The organism is Brenneria izadpanahii, assembly GCF_017569925.1.
In the GTDB taxonomy this organism is placed as follows: domain Bacteria; phylum Pseudomonadota; class Gammaproteobacteria; order Enterobacterales; family Enterobacteriaceae; genus Brenneria; species Brenneria izadpanahii.
Genome location: NZ_CP050854.1, coordinates 2544365 through 2562273 on the forward strand (window position 1 = coordinate 2544365; position 17909 = coordinate 2562273).

The following is a 17909-nucleotide window of genomic DNA, read 5'->3' on the forward strand; positions in this document are numbered from 1 at the left end:
TGCATTCAACGGCTAAAAAGAAAGACCCAGACGGTAATAAACGGCTACAGCGTCAGGCTTGAGCCAGTCTGGATAATCCAGCGGCCAGCCGACGGCGATCTGCTGTGACAAATATCGATTGGCGACTCCCGCTCCGACCGCCGCGCCCCACAAGGTGCCGCCGGATTCGCTATCCCCGTGATGCGCAAAAATTCGGCCGCCGTCCAGCGCCGCCGTTAAGGTCAGTTCGCCCAATAATGGCAACGTCATAGGTCGCCAGTTGATTTCATTGCGCCAATAGCCGCCACGATCGCCTGAAAGGTATTGTTCTTTAAATCCGCGTACCGAACTCTCCCCGCCCAGCGTGACCTGCTCGCTGCCATATAGCGCCTGTGCGGAGTACTGACCGTAGATGTTGGTGAGATAACTAATGTTTTCGCTGATCGGATGGTAATAACTGGCGGCCAGCGTCAGCTTGTTAAACGCCGCCCGCGGCGCATCGCTGTCTTTGCCAATATCGCTTTCCGCCCCAAACCAGCGTGTCCCGCGACTGTACGCCGGGTTAAATGTCGCCAACCCGCCCCACAGTTTCTGGTTGTGATTAACGCCGGCAATTGCCGTGCTGAGTTTTCGACTGCTGGATTGCAAAAGTACATCATTGAGGTAGTTATGGCCGATACGGTGAGTCATGCCCGCCGATAGACTGGTTTTCATATCGCCATTACGAAAAACCACGCGCGATACCGACAGACGGTGCGTCTGACTATCGCCGGTCGAATGCCAGAGGAAATCCCGATTCAGAAAATCATTACGATAGCGGCTTTGAGAATAGTCATAGTCGAGGTTCCAATAGCCATACGGCAACGACACGCCCGCTTGCAGATTGTCGGCGTTCTTTCCGTCAGTAAATTCACTGCTGCGTCCCCCGCTGATAAACCAGCGATCGGCAATCCCCAGCATATTATCCGCCCATAGACCGCCGTTTAGCTGCCATTGTCCGGTGCTTTTTTGACCACTATTATCAAAACTGATGTTTGCCGTCAGCGGTATCTGCTTTTTGCTTGTCAGATTGACGATGGAATAACCTGGCCGGCTGCCCGGAAGAATTTCAATACTTACCTGCTGCGTCGGCATACGATTAAGCTGTTCCATCCCCTGTTCAATATCACGGAGATTTAATATTTCGCCTTCAAGACCAGGGAATACCTGTTTTAAAATACGCTTTGATTCATTATTTATTTTAATGTATTCCAGCCGACCTTCCAGAATATCGATCGTTAATATTCCGCCGGACAAATCCTGCTCAGAAATAAAAGCGCGACTGGTAATATAACCTCGCTCGATATACCAATTACTGACATCATGAATAAGTTGATTTATTTTGTTAACATTAATACACCGATTAATGTAATTATTATTTAACCGTTCTTTATCTTTTTTATCCAATAATGAACTATGGTTATAGCGAATATCATGAATGGCAAAACAACGGCCCGGGTCGCCCTCCTGCCCGGCATCCCGGCTCGTCTGGGGTTGATTCAGTTGTAATAGGCGTTCGCGCTGCTCTCTTGACTGCTCAAGGAGCTCCGTTTGCCGTTGCTGTATTTCATTTCTATCAGCCGGAGTAAGCGGAGCTGAAAATACAGAATAAGAAAAAGAAAGAGGCAATATAAAAAGCAGACTGATAAAACCACGCACGATTTTCATCTCTGATAATTAATATATTTTATCTGGGATAGTAAAACCGTTACTTATCAACCTCAATATATCAATCAATATATTGTTCTATAATAATTAATTTCTTTTAATTCGATACAAAATATTTCACTAAACAATAATTAAAGCTCAATTGTTCAGTACGAATGCGGCATAGCCAATCAAACGACAACGTTTGTATTAATAGAGCAAAACGCGTTCGCTAAGAAAATCGATAAATACTCTCAGTTTTGGCGTTAGGTAACGACCCGACGGCCAGACCACGTGCAAACTGACCGTGCGTGCGACATATTCATCCAATACGGTGCGCAGGTTGTCCGCAGCCAGCTCGCGTCTGACGGCAAAATCCGGCAGACAGGCGATGCCCAGCCCCTGCAATGCGAAACACACCCGGGTTTCAATATTATTGCAGACCATGGAGATGGGAATATGCAGATCGGCCTCATTAACCAGCGGCCAGGTTTCCAGTTTCCCGCTATTGGGAAAACGGTAATGCAGGCAGACGTGTTGCGTTAAATCGGTGGGCTGGCGCGGTACGCCCGCCCGTTCGAGGTAAGCCGGCGAAGCGACCAATAGCATGTTGAAGTCGCCCAATTTGCGGGCCAGCAATCGGGAATCGGTCAGTTTGCCGGTGCGAACCACGGCGTCAAACCCTTCCTCAACGACATCAACCTGACGATCGCTGAAATCAAGATCCAATTCAATGTCAGGATATTGACGCATAAAGTCGCCCAATACCGGCAACAACAGCGAGCTAATCACGGGCAGACTGACCCGTAGCCGTCCGCGCGGGAGCGTCGCAATCTGCGATAATTCCTGCTCGGCGCTTTCAACCTCCGACAGAATGCGCCGGCTGCGCTCAAGAAAAAGAGCGCCTTCGACGGTCAGGGTAATACTGCGGGTACTGCGATGAAATAGACGCACGCCCAGCCGGGCTTCCAATCGTGAGATGCTTTTCCCCACCGCCGACGCCGAAATGCCCAACATACGCCCTGTTATTACAAAACTACGCGTTTCAGCCACCTGAACAAACAGCGTCAAACTGCTTAGACTGTCCATGACATCTCCGATTACGGACAAAATTGTCCATTAATAATGGAAATTTACCCTCCTTTTTCCGCATTTCCCAGTAATCTATATTGCGTTATATCTAAGCCGTAACGTAACTATCCCGCTAAGGAGCTTGAATATGTCAGAGATATCGCCATCGGTTAGCGAGCCGGCATCCCCCAACGGCGCGCTATCCGCCCGCCTGAATACCGTAATCGAACAAGCTATTGCCGAGCAGCGCATTGTCGGCGCAGTGGTTATCGTTCGGCGGCATGGCAAAGATGCATATCGCGGCGCGGCCGGTCTTGCCGATCGGGAAAGCGGCCGGCCGATGACAGAGGAAACGCTGTTTCGTCTGTCATCGGTCAGCAAACCGATTGTCGCAACAGCGGCAATGGCGCTGATCGCGCAAGGGAAATTGGGGCTTGATGAAGATATCCGCCGCTGGTTGCCTGATTTTCAGCCGCGGCTGGCAAACGGCGAAGCGCCCGCGATCACACCCCGTCAGTTGCTCAGTCATACTGCCGGATTTAGCTACCGTTTTCATGAACAGGATGGCAATGGTCCTTACGCCCGCGCCGGCATTTCCGACGGTATGGATGACGCCGATATCACGCTGGCGGAAAATATTCGCCGGTTGGCGAGCGTACCGCTGTTGTATCAGCCGGGCAGTTCCTGGGAGTATTCGCTGGCGATTGATGTGCTGGGCGCGGTGATTGAAGGTGTTTGCAACCAACCGCTCGGAGACGCCGTCCGCACACTGGTTACCGCTCCGCTTCACATGGATGATACCGCTTTTTATACCCGTGACGCGGAGCGTCTGGCCACTCCCTACGTGAATGATACGCCTGCGCCGCATCGCCTGCGGGAAGGTGAAATCGTGCCGCTTTCAGAAGAGACCGTCGGCGTTCGCTATTCTCCTGCCCGGGCATACAATCAGCGGGCGTTTCCATCGGGCGGCGCCGGGATGATCGCTACGGCCGGCGATGTTATGACATTACTGGAAACGCTGCGTCAAGGCGGCGCGCCGCTGCTTTCCGCCGAACTGGTTGAAGAGATGGGCCGCGATCAAACGGGAGGATTCACTATTCCCGATGCGCCCGGCATTGGTTTCGGGCTGGGATTTTCCATATTGCGCGATCCGGCCGCCGCGAACTCTCCGGAATCGGTGGGAACCTGGCGCTGGGGCGGCGTTTACGGTCATTCCTGGTTTGTCGATAGGTTGCAAGGGATTAGCGCTGTGGCGCTCACCAACACCCTATATGAAGGAGTGTCCGGCAACTTAGTGACCGAACTGCGGGATGCCATTTATGACGTCGGGCTTGCAGGGAAAAAGTGATGAAACAACGCCCAACTTCGTCAGGCTTCCCGTTATCCGGCCTGCTGGCGCTGGCGATGACCGGTTTCATCGCCATTATGACGGAAACCTTGCCTTCCGGCCTTCTGCTGTCTATCAGCCAGGGGCTGAATGTTTCGCAGGCGCTGGCCGGGCAATTGGTTACGCTCTACGCGCTTGGTTCAATGCTGGCCGCCATTCCGCTGGTTGCCCTGACCCGAAGTTGGGGACGCCGTTCCGCGTTGCTGGCCGCAATCATCGGTTTTTTCTTGTTCAATACCGTCACTGCGGTTTCATCACAGTATGCCTTGACGTTGGCCGCGCGTTTTTTGGCTGGCGCCGCCGCCGGTCTTGCCTGGGGATTACTGGCTGGCTGCGCCCGGCGAATGGTGCCGCCGCATCAGCAAGGGCGCGCGATGGCGATTGCCATGGTGGGAACGCCGATTGCTCTGGCGCTGGGCGTTCCGTTAGGCGCATGGCTGGGAACCGTGGTTAGCTGGCGTACCGTATTCGCGGTAATTTCCGGGCTAACGCTGCTGCTGATCGGCTGGGTTGTGCTCAAAGTGCCGAATTTCCCCGGGCAAAAGGCCGGGGAAATGAAATCAATTGTCCGCGTGCTGACGACGCCGGGCATACGGCCGATTCTCTCGGTGATCGTGTTATGGGTTCTGGCTCACAACGTCCTCTATACCTATATCGCGCCGTTTCTTGCGCACGCGGGGATAAGCGGCCAGGTAGACAGCGTACTACTGGTGTTCGGCGTCAGCGCCCTGGCCGGGATCTGGATCACCGGATTGGTTGTCGATCGCTGGTTGCGTCGTGGCGTATTGGTCAGCGTCGGTATTTTTGCCCTTACCTCGCTTGTTTTGGCACTGGCTGGAACCTCCGCCGGCGTTATTTATCTCTGCATGGCGTTCTGGGGATTGACGTTTGGCGGCGCGGCGACGCTATTACAGACCGCATCGGCCGATGCGGCGGGCAGCGGCGCTGACGTTGCTCAGTCGATGATCGTCGTCGCGTGGAATCTTGCCATCGCCAGCGGCGGTATCGTGGGGGAATACTGTTGCATAGCGTTGGCGTTACCAGTTTTCCCTGGATATTACTGGCGCTGTTGATTGTGGGCTGGATTATTGCGTGGCAGTCTCATCAATATGGATTCAGGCCCGGAGCGCGTACCGAGATATACGCCGTACGCTGCAAGTGCGAGGGGTAGAAGAATCTCGCGCCCCGCCCAAAGCGTGTCATTTGGTTAAGCAATATCTCGAAATGTATCCTGTAATAAATTCATCATAAACGGGGTCTACTTTGAAAAAAACGCGTTTTTCCCCCGGTTTTTAACAAAGAAAAAGGAGCGCCGCATGCGCTACAGTAGACCCATGATAACTATGCTCGGCAGCTTTCTGATCGTGCATTCCGCTTGGTCAATGCCGCCGTCGACTCAGATCAGTGATATTGGCGCAATCGTGGATACCACAACGCCGGCGAGTAAAAGCCATCAGTTCAGTGAGCTGGAACTGAATATACAGGCCGCGCTCCGGCAGGCGCTACAGGGCAGCGCCCCATCCCTGACTCGTCCTCAGTTGGAAACCGCAAAACAGAGCGATCGGGTAGCTGATACCCAGTGGCTGCACAGCATTAACTATGATTTTGCAGAAAAGAAAAACCAACAGGCCGATATCGAAATTCTTAGCGCTTTCTCCCAGCTTCCCGCGGATATTCTGCAAAAAAATCTGGCGACGGTGACGCAGATTAACCGTGACGCCACGCAAGGTCAGCGAGAACAGGCATTGGCGGACGCAGAAGGCATCAATTATCTTTATTTTCTGGCCGATGCTTTAGGCCCGCGTCTCGGCAACGCCTTTATCACCGCCTACAATCAAGGCGAGATAAGCAAAGCCGCAGCTTTGATTAAGGCTTCAGAAGTCAGCACGTCCGCCGCCAAGGCACACTTTAACTACCCTCGCCCCTTCTTACAGCCCGACAACACGATCCATCTGGTTCCGGATAACGTTGTGGTGAAAGATAACAAACCTTATAGCGCAACCGGCGGCGCGTTCCCCAGCGGACACACCAACACCGGTTATACCGATGCATTATTGTTGGCGGAAATGCTGCCGGAACGATTTGTTCCGCTGATCGATCGCGGCGCTCGCTACGGCTTTTCCCGCGTGGTATTGGGCGTTCACTATCCACTTGATGTCATCGGATCGCGGATGGTCGTAGAGCGTAACATCGCGCATTATCTGAACGACCCTCAATACCGCCAGATGTTTGAACAGGCAAAAACGCAGTTGCGTACGGCGCTGGAAAAAGAGTGTGGGATGACGCTGAGTGCCTGTGCGAAAAGTGAAGGCCGTGATGACCCGTACACCGATCCGGCCATGACCACTTTTTACCGCTTCACGATGACATATGGTTTGCCGGCACAGCATAAAGAAGCGACTCCGGTTAAAGTTCCAGACGGCGCTGAAGTGCTGCTTGAAGCTCCGCTGCCTAACCTGTCGGCCACAGAACGTAAGCGGTTGATGGTTAAAACGGCATATGCCGGCGGCTATCCGCTGTCAGGCTCTGACGAACAAAGTTTCTGGCACCGGTTGAATCTGCACGACGCTGTTCGCCAGGCTACGCACTGATATCGCTGATAACCGTTTTCGGGAAAAATCAGAGGGTGAAATTTGCACACTTGCGATCGCGCTGAGTATCCTGAATCGTTCATTCAGCAATTACAGCGGGGGGCGAAAGCCTCCCTTTTTTTATTTCGTTATTTCTTTATATAAGAAATTAGCGTAATTGGTTAACTGTATAATTCATCGATGGGTATTTATATTTGCGCTATTAATGCGATATTGATTTAGAGAACATCTGGATAATTATAATTCCGATGGCAATGCATCCCATTCCTATTATGGCGGGCAGATCCAGTTTTTGCTTATAGATAAAATAGGACATTAGCGACACAAGAAATATCCCCGTACCTGCCCATATTGCGTATGCAATTCCGATATTCATTGTTTTTACAACCTGCGAAAGGCCATAAAACGATATTGCGTAGCCGATAACGACGATGGCGCTAGGTATAAACCGGGTAAAACCATGGGATGCCTTCATCATCGTTGTCGCTATGGTTTCGGCAAAAATAGATATCGCTAAAATAATATACACTTTAAACATAATGCCTTCAAAAATATGTAATATTTGAACCTGTTTTTTTGATGATGGCAATACTACAGGCATTGCGTTTAATCCTCAACAAAACCAGGTATGCAGGAAGGCTACTGCATTTTATTTTCTAAACGTATCGCGGTGATAATCCGACTACCGTGCCGCATGGTCATATAGCGGTCATCATTCTTTCTACTGACAGGACTGCCGTAGCCAAGCATGGCATTGTTCATATGAATAATTAGCCATTCGGCTCAGGCCGCGCCAGCATTGAGGCAAATTACGCAGCAGATAATCCCTGTTTTCGGGATATAATGCCGAACGCCACTGCGGAATGATTATTCCCAACGTCATACGAACCGCTATTAAGTCGGGAAGCAGCGCGATTTCCTCCTCGGTCAGCGGTAGCTGCTGATGATACGCCGCAAGAAATGGCGTCACGAATTCAAACGGATTTTCGCTGTCGCTGACCTGGTAAGCCAATGCCGTCGCCAGTTCGGCAATCAGCGGCGCGTGCAGCGCATCGCCGAAATCAATAATGCCCGTCACCTGCGTGGGATTATTGAGATTTACCAGCGCATTGTGCGGGTTGAGGTCGTTATGGATGGTTTGCTGACGCAGCAATTTTAATCGGGGAGCGACAAACTGGTCATAACGATCCAGAATGCGGGTTACCTGCTGATATTGTTGTCGATCATCCACAAAATCAAGATAAGGCCGCACCTGCTCTGCCCGGCTGATATCCCATAGCAACGGACGATGAGCGGCGGGATGAGAGAAATTCTGCAACGCCAGATCCAATCGCGCCAGATTTTCGCCCAAGGCCTGCATCAGTTCAACCGACTGCGGCGCTTTGTATTGCGGTATGCCCTCCAGATAGCTGACCAAGCGCACCCGCAGGGAAACGCCGCCGATCTTAACCACCGGTTCGGCCAGTTGGTTCTGCGTGATGACAACCCGGGGAACGAGCAGGTCCGGAGCATATTGGGCGATATGCAGCAACATATTGGTCTGGAAGTGGCTAACTTCGGTAGGTTCAGCCGCATTAATAACCTTAAGCATATAGCGGCGTTCAGGGGTTACCGACAGACAGAAGTTCAAGTCGCGCTCCCCCTGCAATAGCTCGACGTCCCCGCGCAAGCCATATAACCGCAAGGCGATATCCGCCGCCTGCTGACAAGATACCTGTGGTACTGACTGCGTCATCAGATGATCGGTAACTGCTGTTTTTGGTTGACTCATGGCTGGTTACACTCCTAACGGAATTTATTCAAACATGCCGATCACCATTGACATACGCCGCCCCTACGATATTAATTCCCGCCGCGCAGACGCTCTGCTCTACGACGTAAAATCTCCATGACAATCAGCAGAATTAATGCAGCGCCAACCATCATGGATGCCGCGGCGGCGATCGTCGGGTCAAGGTTTTCCCGAATTCCCGCGAACATCTGCAACGGCAGCGTACGCTGGCGCGGACTGGCCAGAAACAGCGTAACGATTACTTCATCAAAGGAGGTGGCAAACGCAAACAGCGCGCCGGAAAAGACGCCTGGCGCAATCAGCGGAAACGTCACTTTACGGAAAGCCAGCAACGGCGGAGCCCCCAGGCTCGCCGCCGCCCGCGTCAGATTCTGATCGTAGTTTTTAAGCACGGCGGTCACGGTAATAACGACGAACGGCACGCCCAGCATGGCATGCGCCAGCACTAAACCGACATAGCTGTTCAGCAACGATAGCTTGGCGAAAAAGAAAAACATACCGACAGCGACAATCACCACCGGGGCGATCATGGGGGATATCAGTACCGCCATCACCAGCGATTTCCCTTTAAATTCGCCGCGTACCAGCCCGACCGACGCCAATACCCCCAGAATGGTCGCCAGCAGCGTAGCCAACGGCGCTATCAGCAGACTGTTGCCTAGCGCGCCCAACCATTCGCTTGAGTTGAAGAACTCATGATACCAGCGTAGAGAAAAGCCGCTCAGCGGGTAGCTCAGAAACGATCCGGCATTGAATGAAAGCGGCACAATCACCAGCACTGGCACGATCAGAAACAGCAGCATGGCCGCACCGTAAAAATTAAAGAACGTATTCCACAAGCGGATAACTATCTCGCCCTGCTGTCTCATATTCGTTTCCCCTTGTATCTATCCTTAACTTTTCAAGCTGCGGCGGTGGGCGCTTCCCTCATTTGCCGCAGCTTGAACATCATTGGGCATACCCGGCCGCAGCTATCTGCAACCCGGGTCGATATATCAATTTAATCGCGCGTAAAAATAGCCGGCATAAATTGCGTTGATATCACCGCGCCGCAATTTCAGCATTGGTTTTTGTCACGCGGATATAAACCACGTACAACAGCGTGACGATAACCAGCAACTGTGTCCCCAATGCCGCGGCCATACCCCAGTTCATGGTGGTATTGGTAAAGAAAGCGACAAAGTAGCTCAGCATCTGATCGCTTGGCCCGCCGAGTAATGCCGGCGTGATGTAGTAGCCAATCGCCATCATAAAGACCAGCAGCGCCCCCGCCGTCACACCGGCATAGGTCTGCGGAACATATACCCGCCAGAACGCAATGAACGGATGCGCCCCCAGCGATATCGCCGCGCGAACATAGTTGGGAGAGATCCCTTTCATCACGGCATAGAGCGGTAGAATAAAGAACGGCAATAGAATATGCGTCATCGAGATATAAACCCCGACTCGGTTAAACACCAACACCAGCGGTTGATCGATGATGCCGATATTAATCAGCGTACGGTTAATTAACCCGCCGGATTGCAGCAGCACAATCCAACTGGCGGTACGTACAATCAGCGACGTCCAGAAAGGCAACAACACCAAAATCAGCAGCAAATTAGCCCGGTTAGACGGCTGTTTCGCCAACCAGTACGCCAACGGGTATCCCAGCCCTACGCACAGCAGCGTTACAACGCCGGCCATAAGCAGCGTGCGGAGCAACACATCGATATACAGCGATTGATCGGGGATTGCGGCACGATTTCCTGGGTTTTGGCATCCACTTTGTGGTCGAAAACCGCGAGCAGGTAATAGCTGGTAAACGGTCGTGATGCGCGATCCAATGTTTGCCAGGTGGATAATTCGCCCCACAGCGGCTGTTCGCCGATGAGTTGGCTGCGAACGTCGGTACTGCCTTCGGCCGGCAGGCTACGCAACGTGCGGGTAATCAGCGTGCGGTATTCCGCGCCTTCATAGCCCAGGCGTTTAGTAATCGCCGAGATCTTACCGCCGCTGCGGGCGGCGCGCAGATCGCTGACCACGGCCTGGAACACGCTCTCATCCGGCACTTCTTTGCCGGACCATAGCCGCATAGCGGCTATGGTGGCTGGCATATTTTCTCTTAATTCCGGATTCGAGACGCTTTTTCCCAGAATCGAGGTGATAGGGAAGAGAAAACTCACCACAATAAACAGAAACAGAGGTGCTATCAGCAACAGGGAACGCTTTTTATACATCGCCTGGGCTTGATGCAATTGCTGTTTCAGTTTGGCGTTCCCTTCTTTCTCACCGGATGGCGGCGCGGCCGCCACCATTTCGCTCTGGGTCATAGGCTTTATCTCCATTATTCTTACGGGTAAAACGGTTTCTTAATTATTGAGCAGCCCATGAGTTAAAGCGCTGTTCCAGTTCTTCGCCGTGATCGATCCAAAATTCAGTATCAACCTGCACCGACTGCGCCAGGTTCTGCGGGTCCGTCGGCAGGTTGCTGGCGATTTCCGGCGCGATCAAACTTGTGGCTTTGATATTGGTTGGGCCGTAAGGAATATTTTCAGCGAAGACTTTCTGGTTTTCCGGCTGATTGGCGAAGGCTATGAACTGCTCAGCCAATGCTTTATTTTTAGTGCCCTTCACAATCGCCCAGCTATCCAGATCGTAAATACTGTCAGCCCAGACAATTCGGAAGTCATGCCCCTCTTTTTGCGCCGAAGCGACCCGGCCGTTGTAGGCGGAGGTCATCACCACATCGCCGGAAACCAGCCATTGCAGCGGTTGCGCGCCAGATTCCCACCACTGAATATTGGATTTAATCTGATCAAGTTTCTTAAATGCGCGATCGACGCCGGCGGGAGTCGCCAACTCTTTGTAGATATCTTCGCGTTTTACGCCATCGGCCAGCAGCGCAATTTCCAATGTGAACTTAGCGCTTTTGCGCAGCGCGCGTTTTCCAGGATAGTTTTGCACATCCCAGAAATCCGCCCAGCTCTTCGGCGCCTGTTGCAGTTTTTGCGCGTTATAGGTTAATACGGTTGACCACAGGAAAATCCCGGCGCCGCACTCTGATACCGAACCTTTTACAAACTGCGACTCATCGCCCAGGACTTTCCAATCCAGTGGTTCAAACAGTCCTTCGTTGCAGCCGCGCAGCAGTTCCGGGCCTTCCACTTCAACCACATCCCAGCCGACCTGACCGGTTTCCACCATCGCGCGGATACGCGCCATCTCGCCGTTATATTCTCCGGCTTGAATAGTCCCTTTACCCGCTGCGATAAACGGTTTGTAAAATGCTTTGTCTTGCGCGTCCTTATTGGTACCGCCAAAGGAGATCACGGTGATGGATTCCGCCTGCGCCTGACAGGCTACTGCGACGAGAAAGGCTGATACGGCAATTTTCTTCAACATAGCTTGGCTCCTGGAGTGTGTTAGTCAACGTAAAACAGGAAGTCACGCATCAAGTCCTTGATGCATCATACATTACGATTAAGCACAAACTGTGCCACTTCAACAGTTCATGAAAGATTGACACAGCAACCGGCGAGGATGGCTGAACAACGCGTGGTAATAATTCACCGAACGTTTGCACAATTTTTCTTTTGCCGGTTTTTCCTTTTAGTAGTGCGAAGCCAAAATTATTCCGCACCATTAGTGTGCATGAGGGGTTTGCTAAACAAATGCAATAAAATCCTCATCGCACTGTTATCCCCTCATGTTTTTACCTGAAAATCAGCTGGAAAGATCTACGCAGATGTATTTCATTTCCAGATAATCTTCGATACCGAAACGCGATCCTTCACGCCCCAGTCCCGACTGTTTCACACCACCGAATGGCGCGACTTCATTAGAAATCAACCCGGTATTAATACCGACCATGCCGTAATCCAAAGCCTCTGGCACTCTCCACTGACGAACGGCGTCACGCGTGTAGACATACGCCGCCAGACCGAACTCCGTATCATTCGCCATGGCGATAACTTCGGCTTCATCGGTAAACTGGAACAACGGCGCGACCGGACCGAACGTCTCTTCACGGGCAAAGCGCATGTCGCGGGTAACATCGCCGACGATCGTAGGAGTAAAAAACGTTCCGCTCAGATCATCAGGCTGCTTACCGCCAAACAGCAAGGTGGCGCCTTTATCCAACGCATCGGCGATATGCTGCTGCACTTTGCTGACGGCATCGGCATCAATCAACGGCCCCTGGGTCACGCCCGGCTGACTGCCGTCGCCCACTTTGAGCTTTTTGACTTCTGCAATCAGTTTTTCCGTCAGCGCGGAATAAACGCTCTTTTGCACATAAATCCGGTTGGCGCACACGCAGGTTTGCCCGCTGTTGCGGAATTTAGAAGCCAGAATGCCTTTTACCGCCAGATCCAGATCGGCATCGTCGAACACGATGAACGGCGAGTTGCCACCCAGTTCCAATGACAGTTTTTTCACCGTCGGCGCACTTTGCGCCATCAGAATGCGGCCGACTTCGGTTGAGCCGGTAAAACTCAATTTACGAATGACCGGGCTGTCGCACAGAATTTTACCTACCGACGGCGCATCGCCGGTGATCACCTGCAGCACGCCGCGAGGAACCCCCGCCTGCTGCGCCAGCGACGCCAACGCCAGCGCGGTAAACGGCGTTTGCTCAGCCGGTTTAACAATCATGGCGCAGCCTGCCGCCAACGCGGGCGCCACTTTGCGGGTTACCATCGCCGCCGGGAAATTCCATGGCGTGATCGCCGCGCAAACGCCGATCGGCTGTTTAATCACCAGCAGCCGCTGCTGCTCCTGGGGAGATTGCAATACGCTGCCTTCGACGCGTTTGGCCTCTTCCGCAAACCAGTCGATGAACGAGGTGGCATACGCAATTTCGCCGCGCGCTTCAGCCAACGGTTTCCCCTGTTCGGCAGTCATCAACGCCGCCAAATCATCCTGATTTTCCATAATCAGACGCGCCCAGGATTTCAGCACCGCCGCACGTTCTTTCCCTGTACGCTGGCGCCAGCCGACCTGCGCCAGCTCAGCGGCGGCGATCGCTTGTTCCGTTTGTGACGCCGTTACCAGTGGAACCGAGCCCAACACCTCGCCGTTGGCTGGGTTGATCACATCAAGATGTTCGCCGTTCTGGCTATCGTGCCATTCACCGTCAATCAAACAGCGTTGGCGGAATAATGTTTTTTGATTCAATTGCATGGAATCCCTTTTACTTCGTTAGCACACGAGTCAGAATGGTCATAGCTTTGCTGAACTGATCGTCTGGGATCGTCAGCGGATGCAAGAAACGAATAACGTTGCCGTGTACGCCGCAGGTTAGCAGCAGCAGCCCCTGTTCCAGCGCCGCTTTTTGGAACTTGCGGGTGATTTCGGCGGAAGGTTTGCCGGTTTGCGGATCGTTAAATTCGGCGGCTACCATGGAACCCCGAGCGCGAATCGCCGCCAATGCCGGACACTGCTGTTTGGCGTTTTCCAGCGTTTCCACCAGCGCCGCGCCCAGGCGCTGCGAACGCTGACACAATTTTTCTTCTTCGATCACATCCAGCACCGCCAGCGCGGATGCCACCGCCAGCGGGTTGCCCGCATAGGTTCCGCCTAATCCGCCAGGGCCGGGCGCGTCCATCACATCGGCGCGTCCTACCACGCCAGAGATGGGGAAACCGCCGCCCAGGCTTTTCGCCATCGTGATCAGATCGGCCTGTTCAGCGTAATATTCCATCGCAAACAGCCTGCCGGTACGGGCAAAACCGCTCTGCACTTCGTCGGCAATCAGCAGAATGCCATGCTCATCGCACAGTTTGCGCAGAGCGCTAATGAATTCCGGCGGCGCTATGTTGAACCCGCCTTCGCCCTGAACCGGCTCCAGCAGAATCGCGGCTACCTGATCCGCCGCGATATCGGTATGCAACAGCCGATCGATGCTTTCCAGCGACTGTTCAACGGTAACGCCGGTCTGCGCATTGGGATACAATGCGTGGAAAATAGATCCAGGGAAAGGGCCAAAACCGGTCGAATAAGGTGCCACTTTGCCGGTCAGCGTCATGGTCAGCAGAGTACGGCCGTGGAATGCCGCGCCAAATGCAATAACGCCGGGGCGTTTGGTATAGGCGCGAGCAATTTTCACTGCGTTTTCAACCGCTTCGGCGCCCGTTGTAAAGAAGGTGGTTTTTGCCGCGCCTTTGATGGGCGCCAGGGCGTTGATACGCTCGGCCAATGCGACATAGCTGCCGTAAGGCACGATCTGATAAGCGGTATGGGTAAAACACTCCAATTGTTCACGCACCGCCGCCATGATTTTCGGATGGCGATGGCCGGTATTCAGCACGGCTATCCCTGCGGCAAAGTCGATGAACTCACGGCCCTCAACGTCCCACAACGTGGCATTTTCTGCACGGGCGGCATAGAAATCACACATCACACCTACGCCACGCGGCGTGGCAGCCAAACGACGTTGATTTAATTCGCTATTACTCATTTTTTGCTCCGATTCAAAGAACAACCTCAAACCTATTGATAACCGTACCCGGACCGTGATGTGACTATCGTTTCACATCATTTCTGTTGCTATTTATGCGCCAGATGGTTCTATAATCCAGAGCCAGTTTTTAATATTTAAGGGATCCACTTTTGCGCTCGCTACTGACCGATTTATTACTTCAGCGTTTGAGTAGTCAGCAGGAAGGCACGCTGAATAAACGCCTGTATGACTCTATCCGGCAATCGATCCTCGACGGCGCCATCAACGCCGGCAGCCGCTTGCCCTCCTCGCGCGATCTGGCGCATGAACTGTCGCTGTCCCGCAACACCGTACTGGCCGCTTATGAACAATTATTGGCCGAGGGCTACATTGAAACACGCACCGGAAGCGGCACTTTCGTTACCGAGCAATTGCCGGATGGCAACATGGCCCTTGTGCGGAATGAAAGCGAAACCTTCTCGCGCCAGCCGATACAGGAACTGTCGCGCCGGGGCATGCATCTGCTGGGGTATGCCGGCGCCTCCGCCCGTCAATGGGGGGCCTTTATGCCCGGCATTCCCGACATTTCCAGTTTTCCCCATGACTTATGGCGCAGGATACAAACCCGGCTCACCCGGCGCGCCCTTCCCGAGCAGCTATCCTATTCCCCCATCGGCGGGTGTCCTGAACTCCAACTGGCCTTGGTGGATTATCTGCGCGTCGCCCGTTCCGTTGAATGCACCTCAGAGCAGATTCTGATTACGGAAGGCACGCACCAGGCGATGGATTTGCTGGCAAAGATGTTATGCAACCCTGGAGATTTGGCCTGGATTGAAGATCCCTGCTATTGGGGAACGCGGAATCTGTTGACGATAAACGGACTGCGCGTCGCGCCGATCGAAGTGGACGATCAGGGGATGGTGCCGCCGGATACCGTTTCACCACAATCGATACCTCGGCTGATCTGCGTTACGCCATCGCATCAATATCCGTTGGGCGCCGTAATGAGTCTGGCGCGGCGGCAACGTTTGCTGGCGCTGGCGCAGGAACACGGCTGCTGGGTGATTGAAGACGACTACGACAGCGAGTTCCGCTTCTCCGGCAACCCCATCCCCGCGTTGCAAGGGATACAAACGCAATCTCCGGTCATTTACATCGGCACCTTCAGTAAAACGCTCTATCCGGGACTACGCGTCAGCTACATGGTGTTGCCCCCCAACTGGCCCGGGAACTGAAAGTCGCCCATTCCGAGCTTTACCGCGGCGGCCACTGGCTGACGCAGGCAACGCTCAGCCAGTTTATCCGCGAGGGACATTACGCCGCCCATATCCGCCGTATGCGGCTGCTCTACGCCAGGCGCCGGGTGATGCTGACCGAACTGATCGAACAACATCTAGGCGCAGACTATGTGGGTGACAACAGCAATGCCGGCTTGCATATGCTGCTCAAACTCCCCTACGACATTGATGATGTGCTATTAAGCGCGCATATCCTGCGCCGCGGCGTGATGGTCAGACCCCTTTCGAGCTACTATTTGCGCCAAACCCGAGAGCGTGGATTGCTGTTGGGTTATGCCTGCGTGGAAGAGAGTAAAATGGCCCAGTCGTTTGCCGTCATCGTTGACTGCATACGTGCACAAAAAAGCACATAATCGGTGTTTTAGCCGATAAATTTTATGCATCATTATGGTGCAATTCCATTCACTAATGTCACCATAATAGTGCAATGCTGCGTCGCGTTTTTTGCCTCATCGGTTTTAACTCATTCGCCACACTCGATTTAACCAAATCGGCACGATTCGTGCATATAAACGGGTTAAGACACGTTACTGCGAGAAATGGAATAATGAGAACCTATGTCAGCTTCAAAAACATTCAGAAGACCTACGATGGCGATCGTTTGGTGGTAAAGAACCTGAATCTGGATATTAAAGAAGGCGAATTCCTTACCTTGTTGGGCCCTTCCGGCTCGGGGAAAACCACCAGTCTGATGATGCTTGCCGGGTTCGAAACCCCGACTCAGGGTGAAATCTTTCTGCATGATACGCCGCTGCATAATCTGCCGCCGCACCAGCGCGGCATCGGCATGGTCTTTCAGAACTATGCGCTGTTTCCACATATGACCGTGGCTGAAAACCTGGCGTTTCCATTATCTATCCGCCGCTTAAGTAAGGTGGATATCAAGGAAAAAGTCGATCGCGTATTAGATCGCGTCAAGCTGACAAACCTGGCCGATCGCTATCCGGCCCAAATGTCCGGCGGTCAGCAACAACGCGTGGCGCTGGCCCGCGCGCTGGTTTTTGAACCCAAGTTAGTGTTGATGGACGAACCGCTAGGCGCGTTGGACAAGCAGCTACGTGAACATATGCAATTAGAAATTAAAGAGTTGCATGAGTCTTTGGCGCTGACGGTAGTCTACGTGACCCACGATCAGAGCGAAGCGATGACGATGTCCAACCGCGTTGCGGTATTCAACGATGGCGTTATTCAACAAATGGACAGTCCGAGCAATATTTATGAAAAACCGGAAAATGCCTTTGTGGCGCAATTTATTGGCGAAAATAACACCCTAATCGCCACGCAAACCGGCTCGGAAGGCAATTTTTATCGAGCCGCGCTGGATGACGGCACTCAACTCCAGGCGCTTAAAGTTCGGCCTAGCTCGCCGGGTAAAAAGATCACTCTATGCATCCGTCCGGAACGCATCCGCATCAATGCTGAAAATACCGGCGCCGATGTTCAGACGGTAAAAGCGCGGATTCAACAGTTTATTTATCTGGGGGATCATGTGCGCATGATGACGGAAGTCGCCGGTCAGCCGCAGTTTATGGTGAAACTTCCAGCCAGTGAAATTCAGCCGCATTGGAAAGCCGGCACTGAAGTTACATTATCCTGGCATCCGGAACATCTGCGCGCGCTGGATGTGGTAAAAACGCATTAAAAAAACAGATCAAAAAAACCGCACGCCATGAACGTTAGCGTG

General features: G+C 53.0%; 11 protein-coding genes and 3 pseudogenes. 5 read left to right on the plus strand and 9 right to left on the minus strand.

Annotated features, from left to right (window positions below; all coding sequences use genetic code 11):
- Positions 1-12: 12 nt before the first annotated feature.
- Together HC231_RS11475 and HC231_RS11480 are read right to left on the minus strand one after the other, a co-directional pair.
- Positions 13-1677, minus strand: coding sequence for a ShlB/FhaC/HecB family hemolysin secretion/activation protein (locus HC231_RS11475; protein ID WP_208231306.1), 1665 nt, complete (start codon positions 1675-1677; stop codon positions 13-15).
- A gap of 198 nt (positions 1678-1875) precedes the next feature.
- Entirely contained in the window at positions 1876-2754 is an 879-nt protein-coding gene (locus HC231_RS11480; protein ID WP_208231084.1) for a LysR family transcriptional regulator, read from the minus strand.
- A gap of 130 nt (positions 2755-2884) precedes the next feature.
- Between HC231_RS11480 and HC231_RS11485 the strand changes: the two genes are divergently transcribed.
- The 3 genes and pseudogenes from HC231_RS11485 (at position 2885) to HC231_RS11495 (ending at position 6714) form a co-directional block, all read left to right on the plus strand.
- On the plus strand, positions 2885-4084 hold the full coding sequence (locus tag HC231_RS11485; RefSeq protein WP_208231085.1) for a serine hydrolase domain-containing protein: 1200 nt from the start codon (positions 2885-2887) through the stop codon (positions 4082-4084).
- Positions 4084-5294: pseudogene (locus HC231_RS11490) on the plus strand (MFS transporter). The gene HC231_RS11485 and the pseudogene HC231_RS11490 overlap by 1 nt, the downstream one beginning before the upstream one ends.
- Positions 5295-5439: 145 nt before the next feature.
- Positions 5440-6714 (plus strand): acid phosphatase, encoded by a 1275-nt coding sequence (locus HC231_RS11495; RefSeq protein WP_208231086.1) that lies wholly within the window; start codon positions 5440-5442, stop codon positions 6712-6714.
- A 202-nt stretch (positions 6715-6916) separates the two neighbouring features.
- Here the strand turns inward: HC231_RS11495 and HC231_RS11500 are convergent, their stop codons facing one another.
- The 7 genes and pseudogenes from HC231_RS11500 to HC231_RS11530 all read right to left on the minus strand — a co-directional run bounded on the left by HC231_RS11500 (position 6917) and on the right by HC231_RS11530 (position 14945).
- Positions 6917-7252 carry a DMT family transporter gene (locus HC231_RS11500; protein ID WP_208231307.1) on the minus strand — a complete coding sequence of 112 codons (336 nt, stop codon included), beginning with the start codon at positions 7250-7252 and terminating at the stop codon, positions 6917-6919.
- A gap of 183 nt (positions 7253-7435) precedes the next feature.
- Positions 7436-8485, minus strand: coding sequence for a phosphotransferase (locus tag HC231_RS11505; protein WP_208231087.1), 1050 nt, complete (start codon positions 8483-8485; stop codon positions 7436-7438).
- Positions 8486-8556: 71 nt separating this feature from the next.
- Positions 8557-9375, minus strand: a complete 819-nt coding sequence (locus HC231_RS11510) for an ABC transporter permease (protein ID WP_208231088.1) — start codon at positions 9373-9375, stop codon at positions 8557-8559.
- Between the two features lie 172 nt (positions 9376-9547).
- Positions 9548-10818 (minus strand): annotated as a pseudogene (locus HC231_RS11515) (ABC transporter permease).
- Between the two features lie 43 nt (positions 10819-10861).
- Positions 10862-11890 carry an ABC transporter substrate-binding protein gene (locus HC231_RS11520; RefSeq protein ID WP_208231089.1) on the minus strand — a complete coding sequence of 343 codons (1029 nt, stop codon included), beginning with the start codon at positions 11888-11890 and terminating at the stop codon, positions 10862-10864.
- Positions 11891-12211: 321 nt separating this feature from the next.
- A complete protein-coding gene (locus HC231_RS11525) occupies positions 12212-13669 on the minus strand; it encodes an NAD-dependent succinate-semialdehyde dehydrogenase (protein ID WP_208231090.1) in 1458 nt (485 codons plus the stop codon).
- A 10-nt stretch (positions 13670-13679) separates the two neighbouring features.
- Positions 13680-14945 carry a 4-aminobutyrate--2-oxoglutarate transaminase gene (locus HC231_RS11530; RefSeq protein WP_208231091.1) on the minus strand — a complete coding sequence of 422 codons (1266 nt, stop codon included), beginning with the start codon at positions 14943-14945 and terminating at the stop codon, positions 13680-13682.
- Between the two features lie 152 nt (positions 14946-15097).
- On the opposite strand from HC231_RS11530, the pseudogene pdxR reads away from it, so the two are divergent.
- Positions 15098-16578 (plus strand): annotated as a pseudogene (gene pdxR / locus HC231_RS11535) (MocR-like pyridoxine biosynthesis transcription factor PdxR).
- 194 nt (positions 16579-16772) lie between these two features.
- Positions 16773-17867: an ABC transporter ATP-binding protein gene (locus tag HC231_RS11540; RefSeq protein WP_208231092.1), complete on the plus strand. Its 1095-nt coding sequence runs from the start codon at positions 16773-16775 to the stop codon at positions 17865-17867.
- The last annotated feature ends 42 nt before the right edge of the window (positions 17868-17909 follow it).